15 protein-coding genes are annotated in these 16,440 nt (G+C 45.5%); 5 read left to right on the top strand and 10 right to left on the bottom strand.

The annotated features are described in order from the left end of the window. Positions 1–81 precede the first annotated feature (81 nt). The 3 genes from ACQ76X_RS33415 to ACQ76X_RS33405 form a co-directional block, all read right to left on the bottom strand. Positions 82–717: a hypothetical protein gene (locus ACQ76X_RS33415; RefSeq protein WP_438498110.1), complete on the bottom strand. Its 636-nt coding sequence runs from the start codon at positions 715–717 to the stop codon at positions 82–84. Then, positions 710–2,068 carry a hypothetical protein gene (locus ACQ76X_RS33410; protein WP_438498109.1) on the bottom strand — a complete coding sequence of 453 codons (1,359 nt, stop codon included), beginning with the start codon at positions 2,066–2,068 and terminating at the stop codon, positions 710–712. Before ACQ76X_RS33410 ends, ACQ76X_RS33415 begins: the two co-directional genes overlap by 8 nt. Before the next feature lie 305 nt (positions 2,069–2,373). After that, a complete protein-coding gene (locus tag ACQ76X_RS33405) occupies positions 2,374–2,880 on the bottom strand; it encodes a hypothetical protein (RefSeq protein ID WP_438498108.1) in 507 nt (168 codons plus the stop codon). A 359-nt stretch (positions 2,881–3,239) separates the two neighbouring features. Here ACQ76X_RS33405 and ACQ76X_RS33400 point away from each other — a divergent pair, with 359 nt between their 5' ends. Beyond that, the gene (locus tag ACQ76X_RS33400) at positions 3,240–3,824 is read left to right on the top strand and encodes an alpha/beta fold hydrolase (protein ID WP_438498107.1); all 585 of its coding nucleotides are present in this window, start codon (positions 3,240–3,242) and stop codon (positions 3,822–3,824) included. Between the two features lie 61 nt (positions 3,825–3,885). Here the strand turns inward: ACQ76X_RS33400 and ACQ76X_RS33395 are convergent, their stop codons facing one another. The 5 genes from ACQ76X_RS33395 to ACQ76X_RS33375 all read right to left on the bottom strand — a co-directional run bounded on the left by ACQ76X_RS33395 (position 3,886) and on the right by ACQ76X_RS33375 (position 8,580). Next, positions 3,886–4,887 (bottom strand): ABC transporter substrate-binding protein, encoded by a 1,002-nt coding sequence (locus tag ACQ76X_RS33395; protein ID WP_438498105.1) that lies wholly within the window; start codon positions 4,885–4,887, stop codon positions 3,886–3,888. A gap of 399 nt (positions 4,888–5,286) precedes the next feature. Continuing rightward, positions 5,287–6,510, bottom strand: coding sequence for a sensor histidine kinase (locus ACQ76X_RS33390; RefSeq protein ID WP_438498103.1), 1,224 nt, complete (start codon positions 6,508–6,510; stop codon positions 5,287–5,289). A 191-nt stretch (positions 6,511–6,701) separates the two neighbouring features. Then, positions 6,702–6,971 (bottom strand): hypothetical protein, encoded by a 270-nt coding sequence (locus ACQ76X_RS33385; protein WP_438498102.1) that lies wholly within the window; start codon positions 6,969–6,971, stop codon positions 6,702–6,704. A 137-nt stretch (positions 6,972–7,108) separates the two neighbouring features. Further along, a complete protein-coding gene (locus ACQ76X_RS33380; RefSeq protein WP_231578433.1) occupies positions 7,109–7,753 on the bottom strand; it encodes a hypothetical protein in 645 nt (214 codons plus the stop codon). Between the two features lie 92 nt (positions 7,754–7,845). Beyond that, a complete protein-coding gene (locus ACQ76X_RS33375; RefSeq protein WP_438498101.1) occupies positions 7,846–8,580 on the bottom strand; it encodes a helix-turn-helix transcriptional regulator in 735 nt (244 codons plus the stop codon). Positions 8,581–9,172: 592 nt separating this feature from the next. Between ACQ76X_RS33375 and ACQ76X_RS33370 the strand changes: the two genes are divergently transcribed. Beyond that, positions 9,173–9,649 (top strand): GNAT family N-acetyltransferase, encoded by a 477-nt coding sequence (locus ACQ76X_RS33370; protein ID WP_438498100.1) that lies wholly within the window; start codon positions 9,173–9,175, stop codon positions 9,647–9,649. A gap of 12 nt (positions 9,650–9,661) precedes the next feature. Here ACQ76X_RS33370 and ACQ76X_RS33365 read toward each other — a convergent pair whose 3' ends face one another. Both ACQ76X_RS33365 and ACQ76X_RS33360 read right to left on the bottom strand, forming a co-directional pair. Next, positions 9,662–11,926 carry a M56 family metallopeptidase gene (locus tag ACQ76X_RS33365; protein WP_438498099.1) on the bottom strand — a complete coding sequence of 755 codons (2,265 nt, stop codon included), beginning with the start codon at positions 11,924–11,926 and terminating at the stop codon, positions 9,662–9,664. Between the two features lie 5 nt (positions 11,927–11,931). After that, the gene (locus tag ACQ76X_RS33360) at positions 11,932–12,309 is read right to left on the bottom strand and encodes a BlaI/MecI/CopY family transcriptional regulator (RefSeq protein WP_438498098.1); all 378 of its coding nucleotides are present in this window, start codon (positions 12,307–12,309) and stop codon (positions 11,932–11,934) included. A gap of 222 nt (positions 12,310–12,531) precedes the next feature. On the opposite strand from ACQ76X_RS33360, the gene ACQ76X_RS33355 reads away from it, so the two are divergent. The 3 genes from ACQ76X_RS33355 (at position 12,532) to ACQ76X_RS33345 (ending at position 16,361) form a co-directional block, all read left to right on the top strand. Beyond that, complete coding sequence (locus ACQ76X_RS33355) at positions 12,532–13,104, top strand: PadR family transcriptional regulator (protein ID WP_438498096.1); 573 nt, start codon at positions 12,532–12,534, stop codon at positions 13,102–13,104. Continuing rightward, positions 13,094–14,074, top strand: coding sequence for a BtrH N-terminal domain-containing protein (locus ACQ76X_RS33350; RefSeq protein WP_438498095.1), 981 nt, complete (start codon positions 13,094–13,096; stop codon positions 14,072–14,074). The genes ACQ76X_RS33355 and ACQ76X_RS33350 overlap by 11 nt, the downstream gene beginning before the upstream one ends. 223 nt (positions 14,075–14,297) lie before the next feature. Next, entirely contained in the window at positions 14,298–16,361 is a 2,064-nt protein-coding gene (locus ACQ76X_RS33345; protein ID WP_438498093.1) for a methyl-accepting chemotaxis protein, read from the top strand. The last annotated feature ends 79 nt before the right edge of the window (positions 16,362–16,440 follow it).

The following is a 16,440-nucleotide window of genomic DNA, read 5'->3' as shown; positions in this document are numbered from 1 at the left end:
AAACTCTTCGAATCTCTTGTAGAAGAATAATAAAACCGTATTTCCAGCTAAAGTTACGGAAATACGGTCTTATGCTGCTTTTTAGTACCGATAATACTCTGGCAGCAAATCCCTGCCTTCTTTCACACTTCTATTCACTATATCGATTAACTCTTCCATTGTTCCGTAGATCACCTCAGTAGGAATATCCTCACCAAAATGTTCATCATATAGGGTGTTCAGATCTCGAAACTCTTTCGTTCTCATATTCATCAAGGCATTGGTCCAGCCATAATACTTAGGTAACAAATCATAACCCTCAGTGATGCTTTCCTCGACCTTGTACCTGAACCCACCCAACGTCTCAGTCTTGGGAATAATGTATTCATCAATGATACCATAATACTTTATGTACTCCTCAAGAACAGCTTTATACTCTTCCGATTCCAATACATCCCATACTAGTTTATCTTCCATACGTAGATCCTTCTCTCCTTTTATTGGATTATCATTTAATTCACTTTGATTCAATTCGTGTATCAATTCATTCACTTTACGAAAATAAAAATCCAGCTGCTTCTCTTTTGCTCTAATCGATTCCTCTAATTTTTTACGTTCAGCCGCTTCCCCAGATAAACGAACCTTCGGACTGGAGTGACTATACCATAACCAACCGCTGGTTGTAATTAAGACGATGAACACAATTATTCCACAATACTTCCATTTTCTCTTAGTCATGTACGCCCTCCAGTAACTCTTCGAATCTCTCATAGGCAGTCGGGAAGTATTTCCTAAAATTAGCACGCCTAATTGGGTCAAATTGAGCTTCATAACAATGAGCGAGAGCTTCTATGTATATTTTATCAGGGTTTTTCGTCCAATATTCCACAGGATGCTGCCAATCCCCTTTGATTCTTTCCGTATTCTTTTTTACCTTTACTATACTTAATCCACTATACAAATCGGATACCGCCGAAAGACTATCTGGCATTAATTCTTTACTTATTTTCTCATATAACTTCTTGTAATCAATCGATGATTTCTCCTTCTCATTCCAGTTATCCGGGTTCATAATATCTTCCAACGTTATTTTAATGTTACCGAGTATTGGTATAAGTTTAGGATCCAACTCGCTCAAGTACATCGCATTCGCACGGGATTCCATTATATTTTTGAAATCTTTTTTTAGATTTTCCCGGAAGGTCTTATCGTCGGATAAATCCCCCGCTGCATGATCAATGTAATGTCCATACTCATGGAAGAACACTACACCTGTACCTTTTCTGGTGAAATCATTACCGATATTCAGAAAAACTTTCTCCTTGGAATCACGATAATAAGAACCATCATCAACGCCCGTGAGTTCTTTCATTGAGTCATCTTTCACATACTTCAAAAATACTTCCTGCGCAATAGGTGTTCCCTTCATATATCGTTTAATCACTTCTTTAAGATATTTCTCATGATCTGCCATCCCGGAAAAAGTCCCTATCTTCTTAATGAACAAGGCTTCAATAAGCTCTTTTCTCGTAGGTGCGGCTCCCGAGGTTGCATCCACAGGTTCGGGTATCCTTATCTTCAGGAGATCATAATACGCCGGCGGCTTCGGAGGAAATGCGTTAGGTAATAGTGGAGTAAACACTTTTGCAGCGTCTGCCTGCTCTTGCTCACCAAAATTGATCTTGCCCTGTTCACCCCGTTTTTGCCCTAAGGTTAAGTGAAAGCTGCCTGTACCGCTGTAGTTGTCATAATTCTCTTCATAATTAAGTACATAGGCTTTGGTAAAGTTCAATTCACGTACAATCTGTTCTCCTTTCTCATAGACAATAGATACCTTCCGGTAAAAGTCCGCTTCGGGAGCATAGGGTAAATACGCCCACTTGGTGAGTTCCAAAATACTTTTTTGAGTAGTCCGCTGTTCACTCTTAAGGGAAGGTTCTATTCTTCCGACTATTCTCAGGACATACCCCGTATCCCCGGTCCTTGCCATCGCATTTCCAATGGTATTGTGTAGATATTCGGTAGATACTAACGATTCTTCATACAATTCAATGATGTTGTCTTCTGTATCCAGCCCTTCAATTCTCATGGAAAGTCCCATCCATCCACCTCGATTCGCCAGTTTTCCAATTATACCCTCAAGACAAAAGAACCATTTTTTCCTTTATTATGTATATCGGTTATAAAATATTTTTTCATTATATTCCATATAAACAATAAAATTCTTCCACATCAATGGGAGAGCCCTCCGTTTGTGAGACTGGGATCAAAACACCTTACAAGTCAAAGAAGCCAGTCGCCGGAAGTGGCGACTGGCTATTTAGTTTCGCTTGAATCCGATTGAGTTATTAGTGCGGGGACATTAACAGCGAGCAGCTTGATAAACTCTACCTCTCACTCGAAAAACCCCAAAAATTCTTCAATCGAATCCGCTAGAACACCGTTTGGATTTTCGTCATAAGTGTCAAAATAACCGTAACCGCAATCAATCCACTCAATCTTGCCTGTGTCATTATTAAGGAGGATACAAATATCGCCGATGTTGACAAATAAGGAACCGATCATCATCCGTTTGCCAAAATCATTGCCGCCGGTCCATTCATGAAACCCGTATGCAATAAAATCCGTAAGCTCTTTTTCCGATCCGGGCATACTCAACATGACCTCGCAGTTTCCTTCACAATTGTTGAACGAAAACCAAGTATCCCAGCGAGTTCCTTGCGGTTTGATATGGACTTTCTCTCTGAGATTCAAAACACTGCTGTCCATCTCCCCAAATGATCGAGTATACAAGCTTTTTATGCCCTCGCATAATGGAAATCCAACCTTCTGCTCGGCCTCCGTAAAGTCAATCGCCAGGCTCCCGCGTTCTTTTTTTGACAAATTAGTTAGGTTCATCATATTTACTCCCCTACGTAATTATTGGCGCTGATGCTCATGCCGGTTTATGTATGATTTCTTAGAAGCTGTATAGCTATATACTGGCTTATCGGACAGAATCCGGTCTATGGCTAGCAAAACTATAGTGCTTATTATACAGATGGTATCTTGATGGCTGCTGCTGGGAGCCCGGGACGTCATTAGCTGCGGCTCTTGTCCGTTCCTCTTCCATCGCTTACAATACAATTGATAATCATTCTTAATTGATGGGTGGAAACGACTATGCCGGATACGAGAACTCACACGTTTGGAGACAGCCATTATATTCAGATCGGTGACGGGAGCCAAGGACCAGAATCGCTGATGACCTAATCTACTTATTGGGGCAACTGGGCACAGGCCCGTTTCTCCTCGTCGGGCATAGCTGGGGCGGACCGATTATTCGCACAGTAGCCGCAAGTATGGATCCCGCGCGCTTACGCGGACTTGTTCTGGTCGATCAGACAGACGAGCATTGCGGGCTGTATTTCGAAGAATCGTCCGCAATGCATTATGCGAGGATGAATACACTGCTTCCGATGCTTGCCAGAACCGGCCTGTACCGAGTGATGGGAAGCAAGCCCGGCAGAGCTCTGCCTGCGGATGTCTATAAGGAGCATCGCCAGGAGGATTTCACAATGCAGGCAGCTAGAACCATGGTTGCTGAAGGAAGGGGGTTTTTGAAGGACTTAAGGGTGCTTCGTGACCATCCGCTGAAGCTGGGAGGCATAGAGGTGTCAGTCATCTCCGGAACTCTAATATCTTGGATGGAACGGAAGACTCGACCGGCGCTCAACGAAGCCCATCGGCAGACGACGTCCGTATTAGCGGCCGCACGCTTGGTTGAAGCCATGTATTCCGGGCATATGATCATGTACTCCGAGCCCCGCCTGATCGCAGACGAGATTATACGGATGATCGATTAAGCTGAGGCATTGATGCCGAGCGTACGCCAGTAATAAAACGGACGGAATACTTGAACCGAGCTCATTTCGTAATTGCTCCGACCACTTGGTCAACCAGTGCATTCGACGAGATCGGACCGCCAAACGTCCATATCGTATTGCCCAGTGCATAGGTGCGTTTTTCTTTAATAAATTTCAATCCATTCCAGAACAAGTTGTTTTTCATCGCTGTACCGAAAACATCATCGTCCGGCTGCACAGTATAGATGAAGTTACTGTTCTGAACATAAGGCAAGGATTCAATACCTACGGTTGAAAAGCCATACTGCTGATGTTTGTTTGGTTTCCAATCATTAATCAAACCAATCTTCGCCAGTGTTCCGATGACGACCGAGTTATCCGTAAATATGCGCAGGCTGGCCGCATTTTGATAGGTGAACGCCTGAGCCAGGACATAATGGAAATCAGCCTTACCGGCAGCGGCGAGCTTCTCTTTGGCTTCAGCATAATGCTGATGCAGCTCCTCCTCCACCTGTCTCGCTTTGTCTTCTTTTCCGAGAGCAACGGCGATATTATAGAAAATCTCTAGCATTTTGTCAAGATCATAACCATGACCACTGTTGGGATCATATTCGATTGTTGGTGCGATGGCATTGAGCTGATCATAAATTGCTGCGTTTCTACCACCATCGGAAATGATCAGATCCGGCTTCAAAGCGGCAATCGCCTCCAGATTTGGTTCACTGCGCGTTCCAACATCGGTTACACCATTATCGAGAGCCGCTTCAGAAGTTACATTTAACTTGTAGTTGTCATTCTCAGCATTACCTACGGGCTGAACGCCCAATGCAACTACATCTTCCGTAAATGTCCATCCCAGAACTACGACACGCTTTGCCGGCTTGTTGAGCGTGATTTCACCACGATGATGCCTTACTTTCACAGAACCAGCCACAGCTTCAACCGGTGTGATGCCCGAAATGGCAGACTTACCTTTATTCGATGTATTACCATCCATTTCGCAGCCTGCTAAAGCGAGCATAAAAACTAGCAATGCTATAATCCCGATTATCCCCTTTTTCATGGACCCTATCTCCCCTGTATGTTTGTTTTTCCCTATTCAGATTATGGGATGTTTCCGGTGTGGTTGAATACGCAACCGGTACTTTCCAGCCCTCCTTACTCCGTTCGCATCGCAGCGGGTATCGGCTCGAACAGCAGCACAAACGGATGCTTATTTCCCGCTCCGGCACTGACCCAGATCTCCATATGTGCAACTCCCACAAAAATCCCGCACTCCTCTCTATCAATCAGCATCTTTAACGGTTTCTACAGTATAGAAGAGAGTTCTTATCTGCCGCTAAAGGAAATCTAAATATTTTCTTAAGTAACCGACAGAAGGCGCTGAAAACAAAAAAAGCCGCACCTGCCGCCACATACGCTGTGGCCACAAGAATCGGCATACTCCATTTTCTACTTTCTGCTATTTGAGTTTTAGGGGCAGTCTTGCCTCAAATACCGTCTCTGAACGGTCACTCCGCGCTGAAATGCCGCCCTGATGCACTTCCATAATACTTTTGACAATGGCAAGTCCAAGGCCTGTCCCCCCTGAAGACCTGGAACGGTCTCCCCGATAGAAGCGCTCAAAAATGAACTGCAGGTCCTTATGAGGAATAGGCTCACCATAATTAATTACACGGATCAACGCCTCTTCCCCGGAGTGGTGTATCGTAATGTCGATGCAGCCCCCATTGCTGCCATAGCGAATGGCATTGGAGATCAGATTCTCGAAACCGCGCACAAGCAGATTGCCGTCAGCTTTTAGAAACAAACGCTCTGAATCAGTGGAAACCCGGCAGATCATACCTGCCTTTTCCAGAATCGGTACGAACTCCTCTGCCAGTTGGCGAAGAAAAGCCACCATATCCAGCTCCTCCAAATGAAGGGGCATTCCGTTATTGATTCGGGTGTATTCGAACAGATCCTCCACCAGTTTATTGAGTGTCAGCGATTTCTCATAAGCGATACTAATGTAATGCCGCAGCTCCACTTCATCCTGATACCTGTCATTCTCAATCACTTCGAGGAATCCGAGGATAGAGGTGAGCGGAGTACGAAGATCATGGGAGACCCCTGTGATCAGATCATTTTTGGTCTTTTCGGCATTGCGCTCCTCCTGAATGGAACGGTCGAGCTGCTCCGCCATCTGGTTAATACTGTCTGCCACTCCATTCCATTCGTTTAAGCCATTATGCTCCACTTCAATGCGGTGACTGAACCCGCCACTGGCTATTTCCCCAACGCCCGAGGAAATTTTATCCACATTCAGACGAAGCTGCCGGGCCATCTCGTTCAAGCTGCGGGCCGCCTGCCCAATCTCATCGAGTGACGACGACTCAAGCTCCTGATCCAACTGGCCGGTGGCCATCGCCTGCAGAGCATCGTTGATGTGTTCAATCCGCCGGATAATTCTCCGCGACAATAGAAAATAAGCCATCAAAAAGATGATAGGCCCTGTAACATACATTATAGAAGTTGAGCCATATTTGTTAATGATAAAAGCCAGCCCCCCCTTAAAAAGAGGGATCGTGATTAGAACAGAGCCAAATTGGTAGCCGATATACAGTACAGCTGCGGTTGCCGCTAAACTGAGCAGAACAACGCCCATGAATTTCAATCTCACGGTTCGCAGCCATTTAAAATTCATTCCGAGTTTCCTCCCTGCGTATTAGAACCTCGCGACTTTATAACCAATGTCCCAGACAGTTTTGATATTTTGGGGATAACGGTAAGCATAATAGTTCCTCTTACAAACATGGCATCCTTCAAGCACTATATTTCTTTGCTGATCCTAAACGTTCTTCTAAAACTATACCATTAAGCTATCGGTAGCAATTCTTAAGAAACGCTTAATTTTTCGAGTATAGAAACGTTTGTTCCCCTTTTGCTTTTCAGAGATCCAGTTTTTATGCGCAGCCATTCCATAGTTGAAGGCCGGACTTCTTGCAGAACAGCCTCCACATCCGACATCCGGATAGGCAGTTCGACTCCTGTCTCCAGGATCTCTTCCAGCACCTGTTCAGCAGCACTCTCGCACAGATTCTCAATATCGGCTCCGGAGAAAAATTCAGTATTCGCTGCCAATAAAGGGATGTCAATTCCCTCCATTTCAAGCCGCTAATGACCCAAAAAGCAGAGTAGCGATTCTCCGATAACAGGAGAATCGCTGCTCTGTGTTTTATTACGGTTCGGTGTATGTAGAGGACTGTCTCCGCTCGTAGAAGATCTACTTATAGACCAGCCTGTTATTTAAACGAAACAGATTCCAAAATCTTATCCGTTTCAGCCTTCGACGCGTCATCTACGTATGTAAGAATAAAGTTGAATGAATAGCCTTCAATTAATGTGCTGTAATATTCTTGTGTAACTACTCCCAAGTCTCCGTTATCAATGGTACCTTTCAACATGTCCATATCTTTGCCACCGACTTTTACCGTCGTGATTTCTGTAAATTCATACGGCAACTGGCTTGCCTTCGCCTGCTTTATATAAGCTTCCAGATAGTCCTTACCGTCCTTAATACCTTGGAGCATGCTTAACTTCTCGGCAACAGAGACAATGGAAGGCCCTACTTCACCTGAGTCTAACGAAAATTTGGAAGCCATCAGCAGGTTAAGTGTTTTGGTCTTTGCCAGATCAAGCTTTTTCTTCTTATCTGCATTATCACCGGCAACAATTTCCATGCCAGCTTCCATAGTCTCCATCATCTCGTCTGCGCTCTGGTAAACCCATTCTTTTGGAAAATTAAGAGACACACCGAAGTAATCATTCTTATAAGTACCGCTTTCTGTCACGCCTAAGCTAACTTCTTTATCCTTCCCCCCGCATGCCGTAACCATCATCAGCATTAACACCATTACCATTGATAATAATCCTACTTTTTTCTTCATAATACCCTCCTGATGTTTCTCTCTTTTTTAAACACCAGATAATATTAGCATGCGGTCCCATCATTTCCCACTATATAAAACTATAGGGAGTACTAAAATAATGACATCCGAGTCGCAACAGAAACAGCTTCTGAGCTGGATCGAACATCCAACTTATCAAAAATAACTTTCTTGTGATGATTCACTGTACTCTCTTTAATTTTTAATTCTGAGGCAATCGCTTTTCCTGTCAGTCCCTGAGAAATCAGTTCGAGTACGTTTAATTGACGTTCACTTAGTTGTGCTGAAAGCTGTTCAGCGGCCTGATTTACAAGCTGGTCCTGGTAATTGATCAACATATCTGCCGGAATCAGCTTGGCAATCGCGATTAGTTCACTTTTCATATCAGCATTAATCGTGGAGACATCGAGATAACCAATAATTTCTTGATTAACAATTAAAGGAATCGAAAAACAATGCCAATCTTTAAAAAAAGAGTTCTCATGATCTTCAGGTGGTAAATACACGGGACAGCCTTGGGCAATGGCCTCTGATATTGCATTTACACCACAATGATCCTCTGTAAAAAGCATCCCTAAGTGAATAGGCGACCTGCTCACTGTTCTCTCCAAGTTAGGGCTGTAATCCATCGCGAGCAGAACTCCCTCCTCATCCGTAAGAAGAAATAAAAAGGTGCCGGAAAGATGTTCTTTAATATTGAATATACAGTCCTGGAAAACTTCAATTAAAAGTTGATTCGGAGCACTTCTCCGGATAAATTGCTGCGTATTCGATAGCAAGCAGTCTTCTTTTCCAAGTCTGCCAGATGTATCGATGATATTAATCATTACTATATTTCTCCTTCCGTATATGCTCATCCAGATTGTGGATATTCCTTTAATACTTATCGGAATAACTGAAGGAGAACTTAAATTTTATGAACAACTCTCTTTAAATTTTAATCTTATATAGATTGAACTTAAGGTTTTAGAGTACAGGATCAGTCGCAACTACGGTGAATATTTGGACTTCCGGCCGCTGTTGTCGTAAGAATTTCTTGATTTTAACCGCTATTACCGGTAGAAATCCGAAGACAAAGGCGGACGCTACCGCTCCTCCAGTTCCAAAATCCCCCTCCGTTCCTCCTTTCCTTATCTCAAGTTTTTAAGTTCAATTTATATAGAAGTATTTTTTTGCGGAGAATGCAAAAAAGCCGCCAAGGTTCTGGCGGCGTAAAGTTATACGTTAACGAAATAATAAAACTGGAACAATTATGTGGGGGGGTAGCCAATACTGCCAAATAAGACGATATCTAAAAAAGCCATGGATACATATTAGTCTATAAAAAAATACAATATAAGTCTATTACTTTTTTTGTATAAATTGTATGTTATATAAGTGTTCGCGGCGCAAAACGAAAAATGAAGGGAGACACACTACATGATTACGCTCAGAAAAATCACGCTGGAAAACCGGCGGTCCATCTTTAATCTGGAGGTTTCAGAAGACCAACGCCGTTATGTTGCGTCCAATCTATCAAGTATGGCTTCATGTTATGTTCTGACCACCAATGGGGGACATCCGTTTCCGTTTGCTATTTATGCGGATGAACAGCCTGTCGGTTTTGTTATGCTGACTTATGGTATCACCGGGTACGATCTCCCGTCAGTCGCAGACGGTAACTATTGCATCCTGCGGCTAATGATTGACAAGCAATTCCAGAATCTGGGCTATGGTCGGGCAGCTATGACAAAGATATTGGAATTTATCCGCACCTTTCCAGCCGGGCCTGCAAATTACTGCTGGATCCCTTATGCAGGCGAAAATTCCGTCGCCCAAAAGCTTTATGAAAGTTTCGGCTTCCGTGACAACGGCGAAATCTGTAACAACGAGTTAGTAACCGTATTGCAAATCTGAATGGCTGCTTAACTATTTATATGGATCAGGAATTTCTTCCCACTGGCTGGTAAAGACTTCGGCTTTAATCGTGAATTCCCTGCCCTCTTTCCTGACTTCACCGAACAAATAACCATCCCCTGTAAAGCCGGAAATCCAGTCCTTGCTCACCGGCTCGAAGCCTTCGGTATCCAGGATGGGCTGGAGCAGCTTATACAGCTCCTTCTGGTATTTGCTGCCGTCAGAGATCTCCCACAGATCTATCGCTTCCCTGTTTACAAGGCTTCTCAAGGGATTGCCGGAGATAGCGTCATAAACCGTTCCGGTAAACGGATTGATTTTATAGGTGTTGCCTTGCCCTTCGCCGTTCGGCGGATCTGTGAAATCCACAGTGTATTGGTCGCCGTCTTTGCCAAAGGTCCAGCCGGTTGCCGGAAGCCTTTGTTCCATCATGGACTTGATCTCTTGTTCGCTGAGCGGCGGAGCAATGAACGAGCCATAGTACATCTGTACGCTGTCAAGGGTCAGGTCCTTGCCGTAAACGGCAACAACATCGAGCGGAAACTCAGTCATAGACGCAGCGCCGGACAAGCGGGCCACGATACGGCCGCCTGTCAGCTCATACGAAACTATGGCGCCAAATCCGACCTTCTCCCCCCATGCTGCCTCCGTGTAATCATAAACTTTGCTCATATGCTTTCCATCCAGTTCAGCAGATACATAGGTATGGTTATCGCGGTGTGTAATGGAGGATTTCAGCCTCTGATTCAGCGCTTCGGCCGGATCCTCGACCACAAGCTCTTCCAGGGTAACAGGCTGCAGAACATGAATGTCATTCATATAAAGTCCAGTGCCGGTGCCGGTCGTAATACGAATGAAGATTTCTTTAGTACCGTCCCCGTTCAGGTCGGCTTCATCAATGAGCGGAGGTCGCGTCTCGTCTTCACCGGCATCCCACAAGAACGTGCGGCTCACTTCACCCCGTACATTAACTGTGACTTCATGCAAAAGCGTATTCTCCCCTGTGGGCTTAGCGGTCACAGTGATCCCGTTTCCCTCTCCCAACAGGGTCCCTTTGACACCGGATGCAGGGGTATCTTTATCCTCTGAAGCTGCCGGGGAAGCAGCAGGAGCACTCTTCTCCGGGACCGGCACAGAATTCAGCTTGGCCCCGGTCAGGGTACAGCCGCTTAAGAGAATAATTACGGCCAGGCCCAACAGCGTGTTCTTTGCTGTGATTTTCTTATGCCTTGTGATCATGATTATCCTTCTTTCCATTTCCTTTTTACTGCTTGAAATGCCAGCTGCTCCGGCCAGCCGGATCGGGCCAGGTAATGTTTCCAACAGTTTGAGAAGAGTCAGCGCGTAGCTTCTGTGGCACTCCGGTTCAAGATGTGTTAAGGCCAGTGCATCACACGCGACCTCCTGATCTGCTTTCATTTGGCGTACGGCATACCACAGCAGCGGGTTGAACCAATGCAGGGCCAGCAGCAAGCTTGTCAGCAGATTCAGCGGAATGTCACAGCGTTTCACATGCGCCAGTTCATGGAGAAATACATGGCGGACCCCGCTTGCCTCCAGAGTATGCAGCGTGGATGCCGGCAGCAGCAACTTGGGTCGCATAAAGCCGAGCAGCGCCGGGACGGCAATCTGCTTCGTCTCGATCAGCTTCACCGGACGTCTCACCTGCAGTTCGCCCAGACAGGTTTCGAACAACAGCCGGATGTCCGGAGAAATGACCTCCGGTTCCCGCCGAACCCTCGCCGTGAAGCGCTGTTGCGCCCGGACCGACAGGGCCAGTACTACCGCCGCTCCACTAAGCCATACCAGTCCCAGCAAATACAGCGGCTTCCAGCCTGCATCGGCTTCCAGAGCATTGCCTGCGCCCGGCTGTATGACATTAGCCGGCGAGGTCGAATTGGTCGTTACTCCATCCAGTGTCGTCACTAACGGTGAAAGTCCCGCATCTGCTGTTCCAGCGTCAGGTGCCGGGCCGGATTCTCCACCGGTCAACCCGGCCTCATCCTTAACGCCAACCATTGGCTGCGTTGACGGAATGGAGGCAGTCTGCGCCGGTTCTTTCTCCAGCGGCAACAGATTAAAAATGCTGAACGCGCTTTCCGGTGCCCAAGGTATGGCCAGCCTCACTACCAGCGGTATCCATAGTAGATACGTCCAGGCCGGTTTTAAACGATCCTTAAACAGAAACCGGGCAGCCAGGATCAGCAGAGCCAGTACGCTCGCTATCACGGACAGCGACATTACCTTGACGAACAGATTGTATGCAGCTTCCAGCAAGCAGCTCAGTCCTTTCGTTCATCCAAAATTCTCTTCAATTCATCAATATCTTCCCGGGACAACTTCTCATCCTGCAAAAAGTTGACCAACATCGGGCGCAGAGTTCCGCCGTAGATCCGTTTCAGAAACGATTGTGTCTCCGATTGAACGCATTCCTCTTCCCGTACAAGCGGGTAATATGAATACACCCTTCCTGTCTGGTTGTAGCCGATGGCCCGCTTCTCGGTCAGACGCTTAATCAGTGTCCGTACCGTCTTCGGGTTCCAGTCCCGGCTGCCTTCCAGCGCTTCAACAATTTCACCTGCGGTGCGCGGGGCCTCTGCCCACAGTACCTTCATTACTTCCCACTCGGCATCCGAGATTCTTGGAGTTTCCGTAGACATATTCTTTCCACCCTTCTTCCCGTTTCATGACTACACTTGTAATCCAATGCCAATAATATACAAGTATATCTCATTTATGTCAACCCGAAGCAGTTCTTATCTGCGAAGGTTTCATGCATGTTCAGAGTTTTTGGCGGAACTGGGCCGTTCCCCACATTAACCACCTTGACGTTATATTCCACTAGTGTTATATTACACTCATGTAATATAAGGAGGAAGAAAATGTATAGTCTCTCCAACGTGGAATTCATCTTATTGCAAATTATTGCGGAATCCAAACAAGCGTCAGGTTACCAGATTAATAAGCTGATCGAGCAGCGGGGTTACCGGGAATGGGCGAACATAGGCACTACTTCTATTTACAACGGTTTGCAGAAATTGAAAGACAAGGGCCTGATCCGATCCGAACAATCCGGCCACAAGTCTGGCAAAGGTCCTCTCCCGTCCACTTTTGTCATGCTGGAAGACGGTATGCACACTTTGAGAAATGAAATCATCATTAGCCTGACTACCTCACGGGAACGGGATAACCGTTTCGATCTCGGGCTGGCGGCTCTCCCTTTTATCGGGATAAATGAAGCTGCAGAAGCATTGCAGACACGGCAGAATTTTCTGGAGGAGTCATTGAGGAACATCGCGCAAAAATATGAATCGCAAGGCGGCTACCGTTTGCCGTTGCACGTCAGGGCTCTTTTTCTTCACCCGATGAGTCTCATCGAGAATGAAAAGATCTTTGTCGCCAATCTGATCAACGAACTAATAGGGGAATTGGAGGGTCAAGTTCATGAGGATTGAAAACTTTGCTCCTTATCAGGGAGAACACTGCGAGACCACAGCCATGGGTAATCTTCTTCAACATGCAGGTGTTCAATTATCGGAGCCGATGTTATTCGGAATTGGACAAGGATTAGGATTTATATATTGGGATTCGAAGGGAATGGACTTTCCTTTTATTGGAGGCAGAGCGAAGCCAGATGAACTGTCTGCATGCCTGGCATCCCGGCTCCAGTTGAACATGAAGGTGAAGGAAACTTCCTCTGTCACAAAAGCATGGCAGAACGTGCAAAGCTGCATAGAGCAAGGTGTTCCCGTAGGCCTTAAATTAGATTCATATTATTTAGATTACTTTACGAATAAAATACACTTTGCCGCCCACTATGCCGTGATCTACGGTATGGATGACGAATACGCCTACATGTCAGATACAGGCCAACAAGGCGGACTTGCAACCACGCGGTTATCCAGTTTAGCCATGGCAAGGAACGCAAAGGGATCCATGAGTTCCAGAAACCGTTCCTTTACGCTTGAACTGACAGGTGACCTTCCACCACTTCTGCCTGCAATACGATCCTCTATTCTTAATAATGCCCACGACTATTTGAATCCGCCGATCCGCAATATGGGCAATAAAGGCATCGAAAAAATGAGCAATGAAATTCTGAAATGGCCTGCTCGCAGTAAGGACTTGGAGAAAGATCTATGTTTGACTGCTATGTTAATGGAAAAGGCCGGGACCGGCGGTGCCTTATTTCGCAACCTATACAGAGATTTTCTTAAAGAATGTGTAGAATTGTTCGGTAATTCAAAAGTAGAAAAGGCTTATCTGCTGTTTACGGAAATCGCCCTCTTGTGGAATAGTGTATCAGCGTCAATTGACAATGCTGGAAGAACCGGAAATCAGCAGGAGCTAAGACGGGGATCCGAGCTTTTAAGCGATATTGCCCAGAGAGAACGCTCCGCCATGGAGCTTTTGTTGACAATATAAATTCATGGGTGGACCACAGTCAGCCCGCCTCCTTCCACTTGTCTGGAAACGCATCCAGAATAAGGACAGCATATATCGTACTCAGCGTAGTTTTTATCCCAAATCCTTATTTTTTAAATTAAATTTCGTTCATTTAGATGAAAGCTATATTAAAAAAGTTACAATCTTCCGACATATTCTTATGAGACTTTTAGCTCAGAAAAGAATCGGGGGAGATGGTAATATGTTGCAGCAAATAAAGAAATGGCGATTCGGCTCACCAAGCATAGCAAATACTTTGTCCATTGTACTTTTAGTTATTATTGTTGTCGTCTTCTCGATCTTGGGAACATATATGTTTTCCAGCACTCGAAGCATACTTGTGAAACAACAAGAATCCATGCTGCAGACCAAGACACAAGCACTCGTAAGTCAATTCGATGCTCTATTTAAGGAAAAGGGTTCACTTGTTAAACAAATGTCAACGAATGATATTTTTAAACAATACATTGAAACCACTGAATCTCCGGAAATGGCTAAAACTTCTCCGTCTGCTGATGAAGCAGTGAAGACTCTGGCTGCCATTGTAAAAGCTGAGCCCTCTTTTGCAGATGCTTGGATTGCAAGTATTGACGGCAAAGGCTTTTACCTCTTGAACGATGGTAATGCATCTGATGCATCTTTTAATATTAAAGAACGGCCGTATTACAAACCGGCAGTCGCAGCAGACGGGCTGTACTATTCCGATCCTTATATTGACATCACTTCGGGCGATATGCTGATGGGTATCTTTTATCCGATTAAAGATGACAACAATGCGCTAATTGGTTTTGCGGCGGTTGATATAGCATCTAAAGACATCCCTGCCATTATGGAAAGCTATAAGCTTGGCAGCACCGGTTATTCCATACTCGCCTCCAAAACAGGTGATATTCTGTATCACCCTGACCAGGCTAAGGTATCCAAGGAAAAGATTAATGAGTTCCCTGGAGATCTTGGAGCGATCGGCAAGAAAATGATAGCTGGCGAATCCGGAGTACAACTGATTGATGACAACGGAGAAAGCCGTTACATCGGCTATGCTATCAGTAAAGATACCGGATGGTCCGTAGGTTTGACCATTACGGAGCGTGAAGTGCTCTCAGAATTAAAAAAGTTCACCTGGGTTACGATTGGCGGATTTACTGCAGCTGCGATCCTGCTCGTTCTATTTTCTTATATCACGCTCCGTTACCTGCTCAGATCAATCCCCATACTGCTTACTAAGATCAAGCGGGTGGAAAACGGGGATTTGACAGTCCAGTTTGATGCCCATTCCAACAACGAAATTGGACAAATTTCAAACGGAATCTTCAACATGGTCCAGAAAATTCAAGGCATGCTCCAGATGGTTGGCACCTCCGCTGAGGTATTAAACCAGTCTTCGAAGGATCTGCAATCCATTTCTTCCAGAACGGCTATAACCATGAACGATACAGCGACGGCCATTAATGAGATTGCCAATGCAACCAATTATCAGTCGATCGAAACAGATACTATATTGCAAAAAACCGGATCTCTATCGGGCCAAATTGACGAAATCGCCAGTGATGCCATAGCCATAGAGACGATGGTGCAGGCTTCTGCTGACCAAAGCGAGCTGGGGTTGGGTGTATTGGATCAGTTATCCAAGTGGGCGGAAGAAAATCACAACTCCACCCAGTCGATATCGTCAGCTATTCATGATATTGATCTAAGCCGCCATGAAATTTCAAGCATCGTGGATACAGTACATCAAATAGCCACACAAACCAATCTGCTGGCGCTCAATGCTTCCATTGAAGCCGCTCGGGCGGGAGAACAAGGCCGCGGGTTTGCCGTTGTTGCCGGAGAGGTTCGCAAGCTGGCGGAGCAGACCGCACAGGCTACACAGGAAATTGGCAGAAAGGTACATGAAATCGAGGAAAAAACTGTTGCATCCGTTAAATACACAGCACAGGGTCTTGAAATTGCTGAAGAAAACGCAAAATCTGTGGAGGCTACGAAGCAGGTATTCTTTAGCATTAACAAGGATTTGGAGGCCTTGAAATTGCGCATGATTCAGATTAGCAGCAACACTTCCAAAGTCCATAAACATAAAGATGAAATTCTCCAGGCACTGGAAATCATCTCTTCCACTACAGAAGAGAATTCCGCTTCGACGGAAGAGGTTAGCGCAAGTACGCAGGAACAACTGGACAGCATTGAACAGGTCGCTGAACTATCCCAGCAACTCAGTCATTTGTCCAAAAAACTTCAGGACGAGTTGAACCAGTTCCAGGTCGAATAGTGCTCAAGTTATCTCCTGTTAACTCGATAACAGAATCATGCTAAGCAGCCAGCGCGCACCGATATTCCATCGGTGCGCG

Source organism: Paenibacillus sp. IHBB 3054 (genome assembly GCF_051594305.1).
Lineage (GTDB): Bacteria > Bacillota > Bacilli > Paenibacillales > Paenibacillaceae > Paenibacillus_AQ.
Note: the sequence above shows the minus strand (reverse complement) of the source record. Positions and strands in the feature narration are given on the sequence as shown.

What these genes read in the sequence shown, in the direction of transcription:
- ACQ76X_RS33415 (WP_438498110.1), bottom strand. Translation starts at nt 717, where the DNA reads ATGACTAAGAGAAAATGGAAGTATTGTGGAATAATTGTGTTCATCGTC.
- ACQ76X_RS33410 (WP_438498109.1), bottom strand. Translation starts at nt 2,068, where the DNA reads ATGAGAATTGAAGGGCTGGATACAGAAGACAACATCATTGAATTGTAT.
- ACQ76X_RS33405 (WP_438498108.1), bottom strand. Translation starts at nt 2,880, where the DNA reads ATGATGAACCTAACTAATTTGTCAAAAAAAGAACGCGGGAGCCTGGCG.
- ACQ76X_RS33395 (WP_438498105.1), bottom strand. Translation starts at nt 4,887, where the DNA reads ATGAAAAAGGGGATAATCGGGATTATAGCATTGCTAGTTTTTATGCTC.
- ACQ76X_RS33390 (WP_438498103.1), bottom strand. Translation starts at nt 6,510, where the DNA reads ATGAATTTTAAATGGCTGCGAACCGTGAGATTGAAATTCATGGGCGTT.
- ACQ76X_RS33385 (WP_438498102.1), bottom strand. Translation starts at nt 6,971, where the DNA reads ATGGAGGGAATTGACATCCCTTTATTGGCAGCGAATACTGAATTTTTC.
- ACQ76X_RS33380 (WP_231578433.1), bottom strand. Translation starts at nt 7,753, where the DNA reads ATGAAGAAAAAAGTAGGATTATTATCAATGGTAATGGTGTTAATGCTG.
- ACQ76X_RS33375 (WP_438498101.1), bottom strand. Translation starts at nt 8,580, where the DNA reads ATGATTAATATCATCGATACATCTGGCAGACTTGGAAAAGAAGACTGC.
- ACQ76X_RS33370 (WP_438498100.1), top strand. Translation starts at nt 9,173, where the DNA reads ATGATTACGCTCAGAAAAATCACGCTGGAAAACCGGCGGTCCATCTTT.
- ACQ76X_RS33360 (WP_438498098.1), bottom strand. Translation starts at nt 12,309, where the DNA reads ATGTCTACGGAAACTCCAAGAATCTCGGATGCCGAGTGGGAAGTAATG.
- ACQ76X_RS33355 (WP_438498096.1), top strand. Translation starts at nt 12,532, where the DNA reads ATGTATAGTCTCTCCAACGTGGAATTCATCTTATTGCAAATTATTGCG.
- ACQ76X_RS33350 (WP_438498095.1), top strand. Translation starts at nt 13,094, where the DNA reads ATGAGGATTGAAAACTTTGCTCCTTATCAGGGAGAACACTGCGAGACC.
- ACQ76X_RS33345 (WP_438498093.1), top strand. Translation starts at nt 14,298, where the DNA reads ATGTTGCAGCAAATAAAGAAATGGCGATTCGGCTCACCAAGCATAGCA.